Origin of the sequence: Micromonospora profundi, assembly GCF_011927785.1 — a bacterium.
In the GTDB taxonomy this organism is placed as follows: Bacteria; Actinomycetota; Actinomycetes; order Mycobacteriales; family Micromonosporaceae; genus Micromonospora; species Micromonospora profundi.
This window is the reverse complement of sequence record NZ_JAATJK010000001.1, coordinates 4,783,442-4,800,166: the sequence shown is the minus strand read 5'-3', so window position 1 is coordinate 4,800,166 and position 16,725 is coordinate 4,783,442. Positions and strand designations below refer to the sequence as shown.

At 70.9% G+C, this 16,725-nt stretch carries 17 protein-coding genes and 1 tRNA gene; 11 read left to right on the top strand and 7 right to left on the bottom strand.

The genetic code is table 11. From position 1 onward, the window contains the following. Position 1 precedes the first annotated feature (1 nt). The 3 genes from F4558_RS21035 to F4558_RS21025 are packed head-to-tail and all read left to right on the top strand — an operon-like array spanning position 2 to position 4,166. Positions 2-1,177 (top strand): glycosyltransferase, encoded by a 1,176-nt coding sequence (locus F4558_RS21035; protein WP_306272628.1) that lies wholly within the window; start codon positions 2-4, stop codon positions 1,175-1,177. Then, positions 1,174-2,910 (top strand): O-antigen ligase family protein, encoded by a 1,737-nt coding sequence (locus F4558_RS21030; protein ID WP_167945666.1) that lies wholly within the window; start codon positions 1,174-1,176, stop codon positions 2,908-2,910. The genes F4558_RS21035 and F4558_RS21030 overlap by 4 nt, the downstream gene beginning before the upstream one ends. Positions 2,911-2,918: 8 nt before the next feature. After that, positions 2,919-4,166, top strand: a complete 1,248-nt coding sequence (locus F4558_RS21025) for a hypothetical protein (protein WP_369814797.1) — start codon at positions 2,919-2,921, stop codon at positions 4,164-4,166. A 7-nt stretch (positions 4,167-4,173) separates the two neighbouring features. Here F4558_RS21025 and F4558_RS21020 read toward each other — a convergent pair whose 3' ends face one another. From F4558_RS21020 to F4558_RS21010, 3 genes are all read right to left on the bottom strand, one after another. Continuing rightward, complete coding sequence (locus F4558_RS21020; RefSeq protein ID WP_053655567.1) at positions 4,174-5,556, bottom strand: glycosyl hydrolase family 28-related protein; 1,383 nt, start codon at positions 5,554-5,556, stop codon at positions 4,174-4,176. A 98-nt stretch (positions 5,557-5,654) separates the two neighbouring features. Then, on the bottom strand, positions 5,655-7,148 hold the full coding sequence (locus F4558_RS21015) for a sugar transferase (RefSeq protein ID WP_082377450.1): 1,494 nt from the start codon (positions 7,146-7,148) through the stop codon (positions 5,655-5,657). Positions 7,149-7,270: 122 nt separating this feature from the next. Next, complete coding sequence (locus tag F4558_RS21010) at positions 7,271-8,353, bottom strand: LCP family protein (protein ID WP_082377449.1); 1,083 nt, start codon at positions 8,351-8,353, stop codon at positions 7,271-7,273. A gap of 119 nt (positions 8,354-8,472) precedes the next feature. Between F4558_RS21010 and F4558_RS21005 the strand changes: the two genes are divergently transcribed. The 4 genes from F4558_RS21005 to F4558_RS20990 all read left to right on the top strand — a co-directional run bounded on the left by F4558_RS21005 (position 8,473) and on the right by F4558_RS20990 (position 11,588). After that, positions 8,473-9,306, top strand: coding sequence for a class I SAM-dependent methyltransferase (locus F4558_RS21005; protein WP_053655566.1), 834 nt, complete (start codon positions 8,473-8,475; stop codon positions 9,304-9,306). A 4-nt stretch (positions 9,307-9,310) separates the two neighbouring features. Then, positions 9,311-10,129: an MOSC domain-containing protein gene (locus tag F4558_RS21000; protein ID WP_167945664.1), complete on the top strand. Its 819-nt coding sequence runs from the start codon at positions 9,311-9,313 to the stop codon at positions 10,127-10,129. 62 nt (positions 10,130-10,191) lie between these two features. Then, positions 10,192-10,524 carry a hypothetical protein gene (locus F4558_RS20995; RefSeq protein ID WP_053655565.1) on the top strand — a complete coding sequence of 111 codons (333 nt, stop codon included), beginning with the start codon at positions 10,192-10,194 and terminating at the stop codon, positions 10,522-10,524. A gap of 53 nt (positions 10,525-10,577) precedes the next feature. Further along, positions 10,578-11,588: an expansin EXLX1 family cellulose-binding protein gene (locus F4558_RS20990; protein ID WP_312877380.1), complete on the top strand. Its 1,011-nt coding sequence runs from the start codon at positions 10,578-10,580 to the stop codon at positions 11,586-11,588. A 59-nt stretch (positions 11,589-11,647) separates the two neighbouring features. On the opposite strand, the gene F4558_RS20985 is transcribed toward F4558_RS20990, so the two are convergent. The 4 genes from F4558_RS20985 to bcp form a co-directional block, all read right to left on the bottom strand. Next, on the bottom strand, positions 11,648-12,175 hold the full coding sequence (locus F4558_RS20985; protein WP_167945662.1) for a GNAT family N-acetyltransferase: 528 nt from the start codon (positions 12,173-12,175) through the stop codon (positions 11,648-11,650). Between the two features lie 88 nt (positions 12,176-12,263). Continuing rightward, positions 12,264-12,349, bottom strand: a tRNA-Leu gene (locus tag F4558_RS20980). Then, positions 12,335-13,252: an HNH endonuclease signature motif containing protein gene (locus F4558_RS20975; RefSeq protein WP_167945660.1), complete on the bottom strand. Its 918-nt coding sequence runs from the start codon at positions 13,250-13,252 to the stop codon at positions 12,335-12,337. Before F4558_RS20975 ends, F4558_RS20980 begins: the two co-directional genes overlap by 15 nt. Positions 13,253-13,282: 30 nt before the next feature. Next, positions 13,283-13,759 (bottom strand): thioredoxin-dependent thiol peroxidase, encoded by a 477-nt coding sequence (bcp, locus tag F4558_RS20970; protein WP_167945658.1) that lies wholly within the window; start codon positions 13,757-13,759, stop codon positions 13,283-13,285. Positions 13,760-13,924: 165 nt separating this feature from the next. On the opposite strand from bcp, the gene F4558_RS20965 reads away from it, so the two are divergent. From F4558_RS20965 to F4558_RS20950, 4 genes are read left to right on the top strand one after another with little or no spacing between them, the layout of a single operon-like run. Beyond that, positions 13,925-14,641 (top strand): energy-coupling factor ABC transporter permease, encoded by a 717-nt coding sequence (locus F4558_RS20965; RefSeq protein ID WP_053655561.1) that lies wholly within the window; start codon positions 13,925-13,927, stop codon positions 14,639-14,641. After that, positions 14,638-15,090 carry a PDGLE domain-containing protein gene (locus tag F4558_RS20960; RefSeq protein ID WP_167945657.1) on the top strand — a complete coding sequence of 151 codons (453 nt, stop codon included), beginning with the start codon at positions 14,638-14,640 and terminating at the stop codon, positions 15,088-15,090. The genes F4558_RS20965 and F4558_RS20960 overlap by 4 nt, the downstream gene beginning before the upstream one ends. A 15-nt stretch (positions 15,091-15,105) precedes the next feature. Further along, positions 15,106-15,876, top strand: a complete 771-nt coding sequence (gene cbiQ / locus F4558_RS20955; protein ID WP_053655559.1) for a cobalt ECF transporter T component CbiQ — start codon at positions 15,106-15,108, stop codon at positions 15,874-15,876. Further along, complete coding sequence (locus F4558_RS20950) at positions 15,873-16,637, top strand: energy-coupling factor ABC transporter ATP-binding protein (RefSeq protein WP_167945655.1); 765 nt, start codon at positions 15,873-15,875, stop codon at positions 16,635-16,637. The genes cbiQ and F4558_RS20950 overlap by 4 nt, the downstream gene beginning before the upstream one ends. The last annotated feature ends 88 nt before the right edge of the window (positions 16,638-16,725 follow it).

Sequence of the window (16,725 nt, the reverse complement as noted above, 5' to 3'; positions counted from 1 at the left end):
AGTGCGGATCGCCATGGTCCACTCGTCGTTCGCGATCCGCGGCGGCGCGGAGCAGTACGTGCGGGACCTCTCCGCCGCGCTCGTCGACCGCGGTCACGAGGTGCAGGTGTTCAGCCGCCCGTCGCCGCACAGCCTGCCCACCGACGCGCCCGTCGACACGAGGATCTCGGCCCGCCTGGGCGGCGCCGACCCGCGGCTCGGCAAGGTCCTCACCCATCTCGGTGACCTGGCCGACCCGACCGGCCTGCGCCTGAACGCCCTGCGCGACTTCGCCCCGGACGTGGTGCACGTGCACAACTGGCAGGGCCTGGGCGTCCTGCCGCTGGCCCGGATCGCCAGAACGTGGCCGACCTGCCACACGGTCCACGACTACGCCGTAGCCGACCCGAACAACAGTCTCGCCAACCAGGGCAGGTCAGACCTGACCGACCGCCTGCTGCGAGCCCGGTCGGCGTGGCTGGTCCGGCAACTGCGCGGGGTCTCGCTGCTGTGGCCGGCCGCGCGTACCCGGGACATCGCCCAGCGGCACCTTCCGCAGGGGTCCACGCTGGGCGGGACTGTCGTACCGCTCGCCGTGCCGGAGACCGGCGGCCCGGTGTCCTGGCCGGCCGGCAACCCTGCGGTGTTCCTGTTCCTCGGTGCGCTCAGTGAGCACAAGGGCATCGACCTGCTGCTGGCCGCGTGGCGGGAGGTGGCCGGCCAGGACGGCGCCACACTGCTCATCGGCGGTGACGGCCCACGCCGGGCCGACGTCGAGGCGGCGGCGCGTAAACTGCCCGGGCTCGAATACCTGGGCTTCCTCGACACGGCGGGCAAGCAGGCAGCGATGGCGCGGGCCGGCTGGCTCGTCTTCCCCAGCCAGTGGGCCGAGAACTTCCCGATCTCGTGCGTCGAGGCGCTGCGGGCCGGCCGTCCGATCATCTCCAGCGAGGTGGCCCGGCCGCCGATGGCATCGGACGAATCCCTGCGGATCTTCCGGACGCGCGCGGAGTTGACCGAGACCATGCGTCGGGCCGCCAGCATGCCGCCTGCCGACTACGACACGATCGCGGCTGCCGCGGCCCGGGACGGGCGCGAGCTGAACTGGGACCGGCACGTCGACGCTGTTGTCGACGCTTACACCGCGCTGCGCGCGGACGACGCGGGACGGCGACGAGTCCCGGCAACAAGACGATGACGGCCGGTCGGCGCGCGGTGCGGTCGCCGGGCCCGATCCGCTGGCGTACGGTGCGGGTCCTGCTCGGCGCGGTTGCCGCCGTGCCGGTGGCCACAGTGGTGTGCCTGCTCGCCGGTGCCCCGCCGCTCCTGCCGGCCTTCGTCGTCGTGTTCGCCGCGCTCGCGGTGTTTCCACTGCCGGGCCTCGCGTACGTCCTCGTCGTGCTGAACGCGCCGTTGGGTCTGCGCCTCGCCGGCGTGGAGGGGATTGTCGGTGACGCCTTCGGTGGTCGCGAGTACGCCCTCGGGTTGTCCGCAGCGGCGATAGCCGGCGTGCACGCCCTGCGCTGCGTGCTGCGTGGTGGCTGGAGCCGCCGGCAGGTCGTCGGCGTCGGCGTGGGCCTTCTGGTGCTGGGCGTCTGGAGCCTGATCGGCATCGCGCACCACGGGCCGGGGCAGACCCTGTCCGGGCTCCGGCTCACAGTGCTGCCGTTCCTTCTCCTGCTGGCCCTGCTGGGCCTTGGCGCGCCAGGGATGACCCGGATCGTGACAGTCGCCGCCTGGCTGCTGATGGCCAACGGCGTCGCCACCGTCGCAGAGCTGATCATCGGGCCGCAGCAGCTCGTCCAGTGGGGTTTCGAAGATGGCCGGGCGATCCGCTACATCGGCGACACGTTCCGGGCTCCCGGCCTCACCGAGGTCAACGCCGAGCTGGGCATCCTCGCCGGCGCGTTCCTGCTCGGGTACGTGGCGCTCTGGCTGACCTCCGGCGCCCGGCCCACCCGCTGGTCGTGGCACGTCGGCGCGGTCTCGGCGGTTGTCTGCCTCGCGCTCAGCACGTCCCGTTCCGGTGCGCTGCTCGTCGTCGGCGGGGTCATCGCCGCCGCCGTGGGCAACCGTTCCGGCGGCGCCGCCGCTCGTCGCCGCGCCCGCCTCGTCGGGCTCGGTGTCGTGGCGTGCGTGACTGTCGGTTTCGTGGCCGTCGGCGCGACCGGTGCGCGCAGCCTCTTCCAGCGTTTCGAGGTGTGGTCGGGGTTGCTCGACGGTGACCTTCCGCTCTGGGGCCGTGGCATCGGTGCCGCCGGAGCGGCGACGGTGTCGCGAGCCGCCTCCGGCGGGCAGGTCTTCGTCGACAACTACTTCGTCAGCGTCGCCCTCCAGTACGGGCTGCCGATGATGGTGGTGCTGATCGCCGGGATCGGATACCTGCTCGTCCGACTCTGGCGGTACGCCTCAACGCTCCCGTCCGCCGTTTCCCATCTCGCCGTCCTGACCGGCCTCTCGGCTGCGTTCCTCGTCATCGAAGCCTGGGAGTACACGGGCGCGACGATGTGTCTCGCGGTCTTCGTCGCGTACGGGAACCACCTGGACCCGCTGCCGCCGGCGCCCGTTGCGCCCGCCGTCGACGTGCGACAGGCGTCGGCGGTCCCGCCCGTCGCGCACCCGCCGGCTCGACCGCCCGAGCGACGGCGGCCTGTCGACGCGGAGACCGTGGTGCTGCCCCGGGTGGAGGCGGAGACGGTGGTGTTGCCCCGGGTGGAACCGCAGAGGGTCGCGCGGCAGCCCGTCGACGCCGACACCGTGATCCTCCCGCCGCAGCGCTCCGCACGCAGGGGCGATGACCCGCAGCGTTCCGCGGCACCGCGCCACCAGCAACCGCCTCCGTCGTACGGCCGCAGGGACGACGACAGCACCGCTGTCCTGCCGGTGACCCGCCCGGAACACCGGCACCCCGACGACAACCGGAGGTGGTGATCGTGCGCATGCTCTCCACCACGGTGCTGCGTCTGCAACGGTCGCAGATCTCCGTGCAGGCGCTCACCCGGCTGTCAAGCGTGGCGCTGTTCCTCTACGCGTCGTGGGCCGACAACGACCGGCTGGCACTCGTCGCACTGCTCGGCACCCTGCTCGCCATCCCGTACACGCTGATGGAGGCGCTTGTCGGCCGGCCGCTGTCGGCGGGAGTCGTCCCCGACGACTGGCGTCTGGAGAGCTGGGCTCGACGTGTGTCCGCCCTGGTGGCGCTGCCGGTCGCCGCCGTGGCCTTCCTGTCGGTCTCCGTTGCGCTGCCGGACAGCAGCATCACCGACCGGTTGTGCGTGGTCGCCCCGGTGCTCCTCCAACTGCCGGTGGAGGCGATGTTCTGGGCCTGCGCGCGTACCCGATCCCCGGGCAGCGCCAACCTCATCCCTCAGCTCACCGCCCTCGGGACCCTGGTGAGCGGTGTGCTCCTCCTCTCTGCCGACGTGCGGGTGGACATCGCCGCCGTGCCCGCGCAGCTCGCCGTGCTGGCCTGGGTGACGCTGCGATCCCGGGTCGCCTCGGTCGGCACGATCCGGCCAGGTGCCCGGCAGAGCCTGTCGGTCGGCTCGGTCTACTGCGTGGCGGCTCTTGCCGATCTGGCGTACACGATCGCGTTGCCGTCGGTGGCGGGCGCCGCAGCGGGGCAGACAGCAGTGGTGGTGCTGCGGGCGCTGGATCTCGTATTCGGCCCGTTCCACGTGGTGCTCTCGGCCAGCACCCGCGAGGACATCGTGGCCGGCCGGACGGCACGCTGGCGCACAGTGACCCGCGGGTTGACCCTCGTGGCGTGGCTCGGCGTGTCGGTGGTGGTCCTCGCCAGCGAACAGGTACGCCGGTTGCTCGCCCCCGACCTGGCCGCCGTGGGCGCCGCGGCGATCGCTGGCTACTGCCTCTACAAGCTGCTGCTCGCGGTCTCCACCTGGCTGTCCGTCCGCCACATGACCTGGGCCCGTCCGCGTCGCTACCTGGCCTCCGCCATCGGATCGCGGATCATCGCGTTCGCAGGGGTTGCCGTGGCGCTCGTCTGGGCGGCCGACGTGTCCGACCTCGTGCTCCAACTGTTGCTCTGCGAGGCGCTTGTGGTGGTGTGGTTCCTCGGGCGGATGCGACAGACACCGGCCGAGTCGACGTCGGCGGACGCGCGCCCACCCGGGCACGTCGGCGCGCACCGGGCGACACGAGCGACGGCATCCTCGGCCCCGGTCTGACGTACGGTCAGGGTTCGGTGGCCATGACCTGGACGGCGCCGCTCGGAAAGATCGCGCACAGTTGGGTCCGGCCGTTGACCTCGCGGGCGAAGACACGCACGCTCCCACCCGACGGACGGTCGGGGGTGGGCTGCGACCGCAGGTCGAACGCGGGACGTACGACGAGGTTGCGGTCGGCGTCGCCGAGCCCCTGCACGATCTCCACCTGGGTCGACGACGCCGGGTTGCCGATCCAGCCGCGACCGGTGCCCGCGATGCGGCCGCCGCCGTCCGCGAGGGCACCCGGCTGGAACATGCTGACCCGGACGTTTGACAGGCCACGGTCGGCGCCGAAGTCGACGGCGGCGGTCCCACAGTTGACGACCCTGCTGTCGACGACGCATCCGGACGGCTCGTCCGGCTGCGTTCCGGGCGCGAACTGCACGCCGATCTCCGGGTTCGGGTGCGACTCGTTGTAGCCCAGGACGAACCCGCCCACCCAGCGGCAGTCGCTGCGCGAGATGCGTACGCCCACACCGCCGTTCAGGTCGGCGTAGCAGTTGACGCAGCCGACGCTCGTTGCCGCGAGGTCGAACGCCACGTCCTGCCGGATGCCCCACGCGTGGCAGTTCACCATCTGCGTACCCGTCGAGTCGCCGGCGACCCGGAACCCCGCGCCCGCGTTCTCGAAGGCCACGCAGTTGAGGAACATCGAGTCGTGCGGGCCCTGGAAGGCGATGCCGTGCCCGTCGTTGTCGTGTGCCCGTACGGCGGTGAGCCGGGCCTCCATCTGGTGCGAGGGCGCGGCCAGAGCTGCGGTCGGACCCCACTCGCTGAAGATGCCGTCGTTGCGGCAGTTGAAGATGATCACCTCGGTGATCTCGTAGCCGTACCCGTACACCCGCAGCCCGTAGCCGCCGGCAGGGTTCTGCTCCTTGTTGCCGTCGAGGGTGAGGTCGCGGATGCTGAACAGGGTGATGCCCGCGTCGGAGCGGGTGCCCGTCAGACGGGCGAAGCCCTCCGACTCGAGGATCGCCGAGTTCGCGCCCGCCCGCAGCCGCAGGACTGTCGCATCGCCGCCGGAGCCGCGCAGGTGCACCCGGGATCGCAGTGTCAGACGCCGCGTCAGGTAGACGCCGGGCGGCAGGAACACGATCCCACCGGTGGGGCGTACGGCGTCGATCGCAGCCTGGAGCGCGTCGGTGTCGTCGGCAGCGCCGTCGCCCGTCGCACCGTGGTCGCGGACGTTCACCACCCGGCCGTCACCCAGGGACGAGAGCCCGTTGGCGGCCGCCGCACCGCCCAGAGCCGCAGTGCCCACGCCCGCAGCGACAGCACCGCCCCGGAACAACGCCGAGCGACGGCTGACAGCCCGACCACCCGGTCGGTCCGCGCTGTCCTCGTGGGCCATGAGTCCGTTCCCTCCCCGTGACACCGTGGACGGACGATGATCCCACGCCACGCCGTCGCGTCCGAAGCCGGTGCTGCGGCCGGGCGGGGTTCCGCTCGTCAGCGACCGCCGGCCCGGAACACCTCCGCCACGGTCCGTAGCAGCACCTTGACGTCCAGCCAGGGCGACCAGTTCTCGATGTAGTAGTTGTCGAACCGGGCGCGGTCGGAGATCGGCGTGTCCCCGCGCAGGCCGCTGACCTGCGCGAGCCCGGTGAGACCCACGGGCACCCGGTGCCGCATCGCGTACGTCGGGTATTCCGCCGAGAACTTCTCCACAAAGTACGGACGTTCCGGCCGCGGACCCACCACGCTCATGTCACCGCGCACGATGTTCCACAACTGGGGAAGCTCGTCCAGGGAGGTACGTCGCAGCAGCCGCCCCACCGGGCCGACCCGCTTGTCGTGGGCGATCGACCAGTTCGTCTGCGACTCGTGCTCGTTGACCGGGCGCATCGACCGGAACTTGATGACCTGGAAGGGATTGCCGTGCCTGCCGATCCGCTCCTGGTGGAAGAAGATGCCGCCGCGGCCGCCGCTCTCCAGCAGCACGGCGATGGCGCAGAGCAGCATCACCGGGCTGAGCACCACCAGGGACAGCGACGCGAAGGCCACGTCGAACGCGCGCTTGAGCGCCCACCGCGGGCCGGAGAGCGTGGTGTCGCCGATCTTCACGATCGGGATGGCGCCGATGTGGTCCGGGTTACCCGCTGCCGAGCGGGAGCCCCACAACCGGGGAACGGCCCACAGGTCGCAGGCTGCGCTGAGCGGCCGGCGGAGCACCTCCATCACCGTCGACTCGGAGCTGGCCGGGTCCGCGAGGATCAGCACGTCGCAGCGCTGGAGACGGACCAGGTACTCCAGGTCGTCGAGGCTGCCGGCGAGCTGGATCCCGGCGCCACGCGGCACTGTGTCGACACAGCCAACGTAGCGGAGCCCGTACTGGGGGTAACGGCGTAGCAGGCGGGCCAGTTCGACTCCGATCGGCCCACCTCCGATCACTATCGCGTTGTGCTCCACCCAGCGCCGTCGCCGGGCCGTCATGACGAGGGTCCGGGTCAGTGCCCGACCCAGGATGACGAGCACGACGGATAGTGCGACGCCGTGCATGAAGCCCGCCAGGTACGTGGCGGAGTCGTGCCGGGTCGCGGCGATGATCGCGATGATGGAGGCGGAGGCCAGCAGGCGCCCGCTCAGGCTCGGCAGCTCGTCGAGGATGCTCAGATGCCGCCGTGGCCGGTACAGGCCGCCAACCGCGAAGATCACCACGGTCACGCAGGCCATGGCCAGGGTGCCGCGCCAGTAGCGTTGGTCGTTGACCAGCAGCGGCGCCAGGAGAGCGGCCAGATCGACCGGTACGGCGAGCATCCACGCGCGCAGCGGGTTCGTGCGTTTCGACGTACGCGAACTGGCGTACGGCAGGACCGTTGTGGTATCGAGATCCGGTTTCTGGTCGACGGCCGTCGGGCCCTGATGTTTGTCGACGTGGTCCGCCGAGAGCGCGCGTTCAGGCGCGTTCTCAGCGAGCTTTGTCGATGTCGATTCGCTCGACATCAATGTGTGTCCCTCCCCGTGGTGCCACGGCGACACGAATGTCTGCCGGGGCGAAGGCAGAATATGACCACATCGCATCAGTCAACAGGGCCGTTTGGATGAATCCAACTGCGCCCTGTCGGTCAGGAGCTGGGCTGGTTTGCGGTGATCTCGTCGACCGAGTCGCGTCGTACCGCGTCGAACAGCGTGCGGGCCTTCGCGACATCGGCGAGCACCACGCTCTCGGTGCCCATCATGCCGGTGCCCTTTGTGGGGCAGGTGTAGAAGCCGAGCTGGCCGCTGCGCAGGTGCCGCAACTCCATCGCCAGATCCACCAGCGACATCGACTCGTCCACCGCGACGGCGTTGGCGGTGGCCCGGACGAACGAGTTCAACTTCCCGGGGTTGGCCAAGGTGCCACCGGAGGCCGCCTTGTCGAGGATCGCCTTGATGACCTGCTGCTGGTGCTTGATCCGGCTGAAGTCGCCGTCCGCGAAGGCGTACCGCTCGCGGGCGTAGTCGAGCGCGGCCGCGCCGTCGAACGTCTGGGTGCCGGCCTTGAACGTCCGTCGGCTGTCCGGGTTCAGCGAGTGCGTCGAGGTGAACCCCTTCTCCACAGTGATGTCGATGCCACCGAGCGCGTCGACGATCTCCTTGAAACCGGCGAAGTCCACCATCGTCACGTGGTCGATGCGTACGCCTGTGAACTTCTCCACCGTCTGCACCATCAACGGAATGCCACCCCACGCGAACGATGCGTTGATCTTCGCGTCCCGACCGCCCCGGCCCTCCTTCGAGCGCGGCACCGGCACCCACGTGTCCCGGGGAATCGAGATGAGCTGCGCGCTGGACCGGTCTTTCGGCAGGTGCGCGAGGATGATGGTGTCGGTGCGGGAACCGCCGGTGTTCTCCGGGTCACGCGTGTCACTGCCGAGGATGAGGATGTTCATCGCGCCCTTGGCCTTCTCGGCCACCTGCGGTCGTTCGGCCTCGGGCACGTTGCCGAACGCGTCGACGCGCTCGATCCCCGAATTGATGGAACGGAAGTAGAGCCCTCCGGCGACCATGCCGCTGCCGGCGAGCAACGCCAGGACCACGAAGGTGATCAGAACGACCTTCCGCCACCGGCGACGGCGCTTCGGCGGCGCCTCCGTCGTGGGTTCCGATGGTGACTGCGCCGCGATGAACTCCGTCTCGGGCTCCGCGTACTCCTGGCGATACTGCATAGGCGCGATGCTACTGATTTCGCGTTACGACCTGGTACCCCTGTCACTGCCAGCGCGGTCCGCATGACGACTGAATAGTTTTCCGACACACGGTGGCGCGAACCTGGTATGAACCAGCCGTGGACGCAACGAAGCTCCGACGGGCCATCGCCCGCACGCCCCTCGCCCCGGTCGCCGCGTTCCCCAAGCGGCTCGCCCGTGTCGCCCGCCACGACGCCAAGGTGCTGCGCGTCTCGGCCCGGTGGCTTGTCACCTCCCGTGAACATCACAACTACACGTACGAGTTGACCAAGCTGAGCCGCAACCACCTGGCCTGGTTCGTGAGCGTGGTCTGTGACCGACCGGTCACTCAGGTCCGCGAATGGCTCGGCGAGATCGAGTCCGATCAGGTGCTGCGTCAGCACATCGAGCGGACCACCGCGGGCGCCGCCCGACGCGGCCTGGCCGACCGGCAGGTCCGCTACGCCCGCCGGATCGGCTGGTACGCCATCGTCCGAGCCACCCGCCCCACGCACATCGTCGAGACGGGCGTCGACAAGGGACTCGGCACCTGCGTGCTGGCCGCCGCCCTGCTGCGCAACGCCCAGGAGGGCCACCCGGGCCGCGTCACCTCGCTGGACATCAACCCCGAAGCTGGCTACCTGGCCCGCAGCGAACCCTGGTCCGACGTCGTCGACCTGGTCATCGGCGACTCGATCGCCTCGATCGGCGCGCTGGACCGCCCCGTCGACCTGTTCCTGCACGACAGCGACCACAGCCGCGCCCACGAGAAGCGCGAGTTCGACGCGATCGAACCGAAGCTCGCACCCGGCGCGATCCTGCTCACCGACAACGTCACAAGCACCAATGTGCTCGCCGAGCACGCCGAACGCACCGGCCGCCGGTTCCTCGCCTACCGGGAGAGCCCCGCCAACCACTGGTACCCCGGCGACGGCATCGGCGTGGCATGGTAGCCGGGTGCGGTTGACCTCGATCCACACGTACCCCGTCAAGGGCTGTCACCGCCTCGACCACGACGGCGCGCTCGTGCAGCCCTGGGGCCTGGCCGGCGACCGGCGCTGGATGGTGGTCGACGCCGCCGGCGTCGGCGTCACCCAACGAGAGACCACCCGGCTGGTCGGCCTGCGCGCCACAGTGCGCCCAGGCGGCCTGACGCTGCGCGCCGACGGGCAGCCCGACCTCGACGTGCCAGAGCCGACAGGCGGCGACCCGGTACCGGTCCGCACCTTCCGTCACCGCAAGATCCCGGTGCCCGCGCTACCCGCCGGCCCGGCGGCCGACGCCTGGCTCGGCGAACTGCTCCACCGGCCCGTCCGGCTCGTCTGGCTGGCCCGACCGGCCCGGCACCTCGCCGTCGACGAACGCGACCACGACACCGGCGACCAGGTCAGCTTCGCCGACGCCTACCCGCTGCTGCTTGCCAACTCCGCCTCCCTCGACGCCCTCAACGGATGGCTCGCCGAGGCCGGCGAGCAGGCGGTGCCAATGGCCCGGTTCCGGCCCAACCTGGTGGTCGACGGAGCGCCGGCGTGGGCCGAGGACGACTGGGCCGGCCGATCGCTGCGCATCGGTGACCTGCTGTTGCGCGCCGCCGGGCCGTGCGACCGCTGCGTGGTCACCACCACAGACCAGGAAACCGGGGTACGCACGAAGGAACCCCTGCGCACCCTCGGCCGCCACCGCAACATCAGGCAGAAGCTCCTCTTCGGACTGCACCTGGTGCCTGTCGACAGCGGCCCCCTGCACGTCGGCGATCCCATCGTCATCGAACCCTGACCGGCCAGGTATTGCCGCGCCTGCGGCCCCGATCGATGATTGTCGAATCTGGAGGTGACGCCATGGTGGCCCTGCATCAGCCCCGGGTGGCATGGGAAGCGGCCCGGGTGCTCGTCGGCGCGACACGCGACGGAGACCTGTTCGACTGGCTCAGCGTTCAGGTAGGTGACCTGCTCGGGCCGACCTGCCAGGAGTCGCTCGAACGGACCCGCGACCAACTCCGGCACGACCCCGACGGCACCCGCGCGTCGGTCGAGACCGGGCTGTGGCGGGCCCGCCTGGAAGACGTCCTGCGGACCCGGCCGGGCCTGGCGGGCGAGTTGCAGAGCCTGGCCACGCTGACCGCCGGCCTCCAGAAGGAACGCGCCGGTCACCGTCCGTCGATGCTGTCTTAGCTTTCGCTTAGCCGGCTTGTTCGCCCGCCCGCGGGTCCGGCAGCATCGCCGACGTGACCGACGGAAGCGCTCCCGGCGGCGTCGGCAGCACCGACGTCGACATCGAACTCGACCTGGACCGTGCCCCGGACAACCCGCCGACATCCACGCCCGGCCCGCTGCCCTGGCTCGTCGCCACCGGCGTCACAGTGCTCGCGGCGGCGCTCGGGCTCACCCTCGCCCTGCGCTCCGGCTCCACCCCCGCCTGCGCCGCCGGCCGGACCCTCGCCGCCGCACCACCCACCGGCACCGCCACCCACAGCGGCAAAGCGACCTTCTACGACTCCAACGGTGGGGGAGGCAACTGCTCGAACCCGGCCGCCCCAGCCAACCGGCTCTACGTGGCGCTCGGCCCGAGCGAGTACGCCGCCGGTGCCGCCTGCGGCGGCTTCCTCGACGTCACCGGCCCGAAGGGCACCGTCCGCGTCCTGATCATGGATCAGTGCCCGGAGTGCGAGACCGGGCACCTCGACCTCTCCCGGGAGGCGTTCGCCCGCATCGCCGACCCGGTCCAGGGCCTCGTCCCGATCACCTACCGTGCCGTGGTCAACCCGCCGCTGCCCGGCCCGCTCACCTTCCGGATCAAGGAAGGCGCGTCGCGGTTCTGGTTCGCCATCCGGATCGGCAACCACGGCAACCCGCTGCGCGCCGTCGAGGTGCGCCAGGGCACGACAGGCCCGTGGCGGGCGACCGCCCGGGAGGACTACAACTACTGGCTGCTGGCCTCCGGTGCCGGTCCCGGCCCGTTCAGCGTGCGGGTCAGCGACGTGTACGGACACCAGGTCACCGTCTCCGGCATCCGAATGACACCCGGCCAGGTGCAGACCAGCGTCGTGCGGATGTACGAGCCCGGCACCGCGCGCGCGACAGCGCGACCGCCCGCGTCGGCCCGCCCGGCCACCACCCGACCAGCGGCCACGCCGACACCCGCGCGTCGGCCGGCGGAGGTGGCGCAGGCGAACGCCTCGGTCGCCGGAACGCCCTCCACCCGCCCGACAAGGCCCACCGCCCGCTGGTGTGGCTGAGCGGTCAGTCGGCTGGGCGGGGTGTGGCTGACCGACTGACGGTCGGGGTGGCTGAGCGGTCAGTCGGTCGGGGTCAGGTCGAGCCACATGAGGATCTCGTCCCGGTCGTCTCCTGGCGCCACCCGCAGCGCGCCCGGCAACCGGCCGATCTCCCGGTAACCGAGACGGCGGTAGAACCTGTCCAGACCCAGTCCGTCACGCACCGTCACGTGCAGCGCCTCGTGGCCCAACTCCCGCCCCAGCCGCGCGGCCTCACGCATCAGCGCCGACCCGTAGCCCGTGCCCTGAGTGTCCGGGTGGACCATCACCCGCTTCAGCACGCACCAGTGCGCCTTGAGCGGGAACCGGTTGTCGCAGAAGACAAGCACCGCCACGAGTCGGTCGCCGTCGTACCCGGCCAGCAGCCGGTCCGGCCCGTCGGCGATGCCGGCGAAGGTCGGGTCGGCGATCGTACGGACGTCGGTGGCGGTGACCGGCGGCACGAAGCCGACCGCGCCACCGGCGTTTGTGACGTCCACCCAGAGGGCGACGATCTCGTCGCGTAGCCGTGGGGACAGGTCGGGGTCGAGGACGAAACGCAGACTCACGGCGCCAATCCTGGCTGGTCAGTCGCACGATCGGCCCGGGGTTGTGACCCGGCCGACAGCGTGCGCAGCCCGTGAACGCGCTGGCAGATGGTGCGGGAGAGGGGATTCGAACCCCCACATCCTTTCGGATACAGGTTCCTAAGACCTGCGCGGCTGCCGTTACGCCACTCCCGCCAACGTGCTGATTCTAAAGCGTCTGGCTTCGACGGTGTTGAGCCCAGCCTCTCTGAGGATGGCCGAGATCGAGCCGTGACTCAGCGTGCATTGTCCGTCGGGCAGGTCGCGGAGGATCTCCGACAGTCGTTTCGGCCCGACGTCCGGATTCGCCAGCGCGTGTTCTATCACCGTGTCGCGGTGTGCCAGCGAACGCCAGCGGCGATTCAGTCGCGGTGTCAGCAGGCCCTCCTGCTCAAGTGCCCGCCGCATTTTGTGCAGGGACGCCGGGTGACAGCCTAGGTGCTGGGCCGCTGCCAGGGCCGTGATCTGCTGCGCGTCGATCCGGGCGAACAGCTCGACGAGTTCCGCCCGCGACGTCGGGCGACGATGGGAACCGGCCGTCTCGGGGGAGGAATCCTCGCCACCGGCCGCCGCGCGCACGGGAACGGTGAGATCGTCAGCTCGTTTGCCCCGGCCGGCGTAGGTCGCGGTCTGGCTGTGACAGTTCGGACAGAGCAGCCGCAGGTTCGGTGGCCGGTTGTCAAGGAAGTCGCCGTTGATGTGGTCGACGTGCAGGGTCAGCGGCGCGCCCCGCCAGACCGGCCCGGTCCCGCACTCTTCGCACTCCTCGGGCACGCCGAGTGTGCTCAGGGCCCACTTCAATCGCGTCCCCGGCGTCCGGCGGGAGCCCTCGGGCAGCTCGACCAGGAGCTGTGACGATGTGGTGCGCCGCACGCCTCGCAGGCCCGTGTTGCCGGTGAAGTGCGACGTGTCGATGCCGAAGCGCTTGAGCTGGCGGCTGATGTGCGCGTGCGAGCCGCCGCTGACGCGTACGCCGAGCAGCCGCATCACCTCCGTGATGTTGCGCGCGGCGGCGGCTGCCTCGGCGAGCGCCTCGGGCGTGTACTTGTATCGGACCACTGACGCACGGTAGCGGCCCGGTGTGACAGGTCAGTCCAGGCCGAGGTCGCGGCGCAGCTTGGCGACGTGCCCGGTGGCCTTGACGTTGTAGAGCGCGCGTTCGATCTTGCCGTCGGCGTCGATGACGAAGGTCGAGCGGATCACCCCGGTCACGGTCTTGCCGTACAGCTGCTTCTCGCCGTACGCCCCGTACGCGGTGAGCACTGCCTTGTCCTCGTCCGACACGAGCGGGAAGGTGATGGCGTCGCGCTCGCGGAACTTCGCGAGCTTCGCCGGCTTGTCGGGGGAGATGCCGACCACCTCGTAGCCGGCGGCCTGGAGGGAGGCGAGTGAATCGCGGAAGTCGCAGGCCTGCTTGGTGCAGCCGGGGGTCATGGCGGCCGGGTAGGCGTACAGGACCACATTGCGGCCGCGCAGCTCGGCAAGGGAGAGCTGGTCGCCGGTGTCGGTGGGGAGGGTGAACTCGGGCGCGGGGTCACCGGGGGAGAGGCGGTCGGGCGCGGTCATGGCCTGACCCTACCGCCGGGAGATGCGTCGTTGTCAGCACCGCCTCGCGGGCGCTGATGGTGATGAGGGCCATCCATTGTTGCCAAACTATGGCAACAGCAAGTCCCGGGAAATAGGCTGACCTACGCCGGCCCGGATCGGGCCCGCTGACGCGTGGGAGGTCGCGTGGAAACACTGGCGATGCACATCTCGAACGGGATCATCGACGGTCCGGTGGCAGCGATCTTCGCGGCGCTGGCGCTCGGCGCGCTCACCGTCTGCGTCCTGCGCGGTCGGCGGGATCTGGACGACCGGCTCGCCCCGATGGCGGGCCTGGTGGCGGCGTTCATCTTCGCCGTGCAGATGCTCAACTTTCCGATCTTCACGGCCGGGGTGAGTGGTCACCTGCTCGGTGGCGCGCTCGCCGCGATGCTTGTCGGGCCGTGGGTCGGTGCGCTCTGTGTGGCGGTGGTACTCGTCGTACAGGCATTGATCTTCGGTGACGGCGGCGTGGCGATGCTCGGCCTCAACATCACGAACATGGCGCTGCTCGGCACCGCCGCGGCGTACCTGCTGATCTCGGTGCTGCTGCGGGTGCTGCCGCGGACGCGCGCCGGCCTTGCCGTGACGGCGTTCGTCGCGGCGCTCGTCAGCGTGGTGGTGGCGTCGCAGGGCTTCGTCCTCCAGTACTGGCTGGGCGGCACCACCGATCTGGGCGGCAACCTCGCCGGCCTGGCCGGCACGATGGCCGGCGTCCACCTGCTGATCGGCATCGGCGAGGGCCTGATCACCGCGACCACCGTGCTGACAGTGGCGAAGGTGCGGCCCGACCTGGTCTACGCGCTGCGCTCGTTGCGCACCCCCGTCGCCCCCACCGTCCCGGTCGTCGGAGGTGTTCGATGAAGAACCGAACTTGGGCGTTTCTGGCCGGCGGCCTGCTGGTCGCCCTGCTGTTGGCCGGGGTCGTGAGCAACTACGCCTCGTCGCATCCGGACGGGTTGGACTCCTCCCTGCTCAAGGGCTGCACCGTCGACGCCGACGACAACATCGTCGGCGGCAGCTGCCCGGCGCAGCAGGCCCGGGACCACGAGCTTGGCGACAGCCCGTTCGCCGACTACGGCGTGCGGGGCGTGGAGAACAGCTTCGTCTCGACGGGCCTGTCCGGGGTGCTCGGGGTGCTTGTGACGTTCGCGATCGGCGCTGGTGGCTTCTGGCTGCTGCGCCGCCGGGGCACCGCGCAGCCCGCGGGCCACACGCCGGCTGCGGGCACCACGCCGGCCACCGGCGCGGCGTCGGCTACAGACGACGCGGCAGCCGACGACGGTCGGCAGCGCGCCGGCACCGCCGGCTGATCAGGGGGTACGCGGATGGGCGCCGGTCACGGGCACGTGCTGTACCGCGAGTCGGACTCGCCTGTGCACCGGCTCCCGCCCGAGGTCAAGATCGCGGCGATGGTGGTCTTCACGATCGCCGTTGTGGCCACCCCACGCGAGGCGTTCTGGGCGTTCGGCGCGTACGCCCTGCTGGTAGTGGTGGTGGCGGCGCTGGCCCGGGTGGGTCCGGGCTGGCTGCTCAGCCGGGCGTTGATCGAGTTGCCGTTCGTGCTGTTCGCCGTGGCGCTGCCGTTCCTCGGTGCCGGCGAGCGGGTCGAGGTGCTGGGGCTGCGGTTGTCCGAGGACGGGCTGTACGGGGCGTGGAACATCCTGGCCAAGGGCACCTTGGGTGTCCTCGTCTCGCTGTTGCTGGCCGCGACCACCACCACCCGGGACCTGATCGTCGGGTTGGACCGGCTGCACTGTCCGCAGGTGCTCACGCAGATCGCCACGTTCATGCTGCGCTACCTGGACGTGCTCGTCGGTGAGGCGCGGCGGATGCGGGTGGCCCGCATCTCGCGGGGTGACGACCCACGTTTCCTGTGGCAGTTGCGCGGGTTCGCCGCCGGGATCGGGGCGTTGTTCCTGCGCGCGTTCGAACGTGGTGAGCGGGTCTACCTGGCGATGCTGTCCCGGGGGTACACGGGGCGGATGCCCGCCGTGTGGCAGGGCGAGGGTGCGGCGACCGCCGGCCAGTGGCTTGTCGCGGCGACGGTGCCGGTGGTGGCGGCCTCCATCGCCGCCGCCGCCGTCGTGCTGACATGATCGGAGTCGTGCAGACCGCTGTCTCGCTGGACGTTCGTGGCGTCCGGTACGCGTACCCGGATGGGCATGTGGCCCTGCACGGCGTGGACCTGACTGTGCCGCGCGGCGATCGGGTGGCGCTGTTGGGACCCAACGGCGCCGGCAAGACGACGTTGGTGCTGCACCTCAACGGCATCCTCACCCCGACGCAGGGCAGCGTGAGCGTCGGCGGGCTGACCGTCACTCCGGACCGGGCCACCCTGTCCGAGGTGCGCCGCCGGGTGGGCATCGTCTTCCAGGACCCGGACGACCAGCTCTTCCTGCCGACGGTGGCGGAGGATGTGGCGTTCGGGCCGGCCAATCTGGGCCTGCGCGGGGCTGAGTTGACAGCCCGGGTGGACGAGGCGCTCGCGGCCGTCGGGATGAGCGAGCACCGGGACCGGACGCCGCAGCACCTGTCGTTCGGGCAGCGCCGCCGTGTGGCGGTGGCGACAGTGCTCGCCATGCACCCGGAGATCCTGGTGCTGGATGAGCCGTCGTCGAACCTGGATCCGGCCGCCCGGCGGGAACTGGCCGAGATCCTGCGGGGCCTCCCGGTGACCCTGCTGATGGTCACCCACGACCTGCCCTACGCGGCGGAACTGTGCGAACGCTCGGTGATCCTGGACGGTGGCCGGATAGTCGCCGACGCCCCAACCGTGGACCTGCTGACCGACCCGGCCCTGCTGGCCCGCCACCGCCTGGAACTCCCCCACGGCTTCACCCCCACCCCGCGCCCCTAGCGCCCCTCACTCCCACCCCTCACGCCCGCGCCCCACCCCGCTCCCGCGATCTTGCACTCTGTGTCGCCGGTATGAGGCTTTCGCGGCG

What these genes read in the sequence shown, in the direction of transcription:
- F4558_RS21010 (WP_082377449.1), bottom strand. Translation starts at nt 8,353, where the DNA reads ATGCAGTATCGCCAGGAGTACGCGGAGCCCGAGACGGAGTTCATCGCG.
- bcp (WP_167945658.1), bottom strand. Translation starts at nt 13,759, where the DNA reads ATGACCGCGCCCGACCGCCTCTCCCCCGGTGACCCCGCGCCCGAGTTC.
- F4558_RS21030 (WP_167945666.1), top strand. Translation starts at nt 1,174, where the DNA reads ATGACGGCCGGTCGGCGCGCGGTGCGGTCGCCGGGCCCGATCCGCTGG.
- F4558_RS20950 (WP_167945655.1), top strand. Translation starts at nt 15,873, where the DNA reads ATGATCGGAGTCGTGCAGACCGCTGTCTCGCTGGACGTTCGTGGCGTC.
- cbiQ (WP_053655559.1), top strand. Translation starts at nt 15,106, where the DNA reads ATGGGCGCCGGTCACGGGCACGTGCTGTACCGCGAGTCGGACTCGCCT.
- F4558_RS20995 (WP_053655565.1), top strand. Translation starts at nt 10,192, where the DNA reads ATGGTGGCCCTGCATCAGCCCCGGGTGGCATGGGAAGCGGCCCGGGTG.
- F4558_RS21020 (WP_053655567.1), bottom strand. Translation starts at nt 5,556, where the DNA reads ATGGCCCACGAGGACAGCGCGGACCGACCGGGTGGTCGGGCTGTCAGC.
- F4558_RS20960 (WP_167945657.1), top strand. Translation starts at nt 14,638, where the DNA reads ATGAAGAACCGAACTTGGGCGTTTCTGGCCGGCGGCCTGCTGGTCGCC.
- F4558_RS21025 (WP_369814797.1), top strand. Translation starts at nt 2,919, where the DNA reads ATGCTCTCCACCACGGTGCTGCGTCTGCAACGGTCGCAGATCTCCGTG.
- F4558_RS21015 (WP_082377450.1), bottom strand. Translation starts at nt 7,148, where the DNA reads ATGTCGAGCGAATCGACATCGACAAAGCTCGCTGAGAACGCGCCTGAA.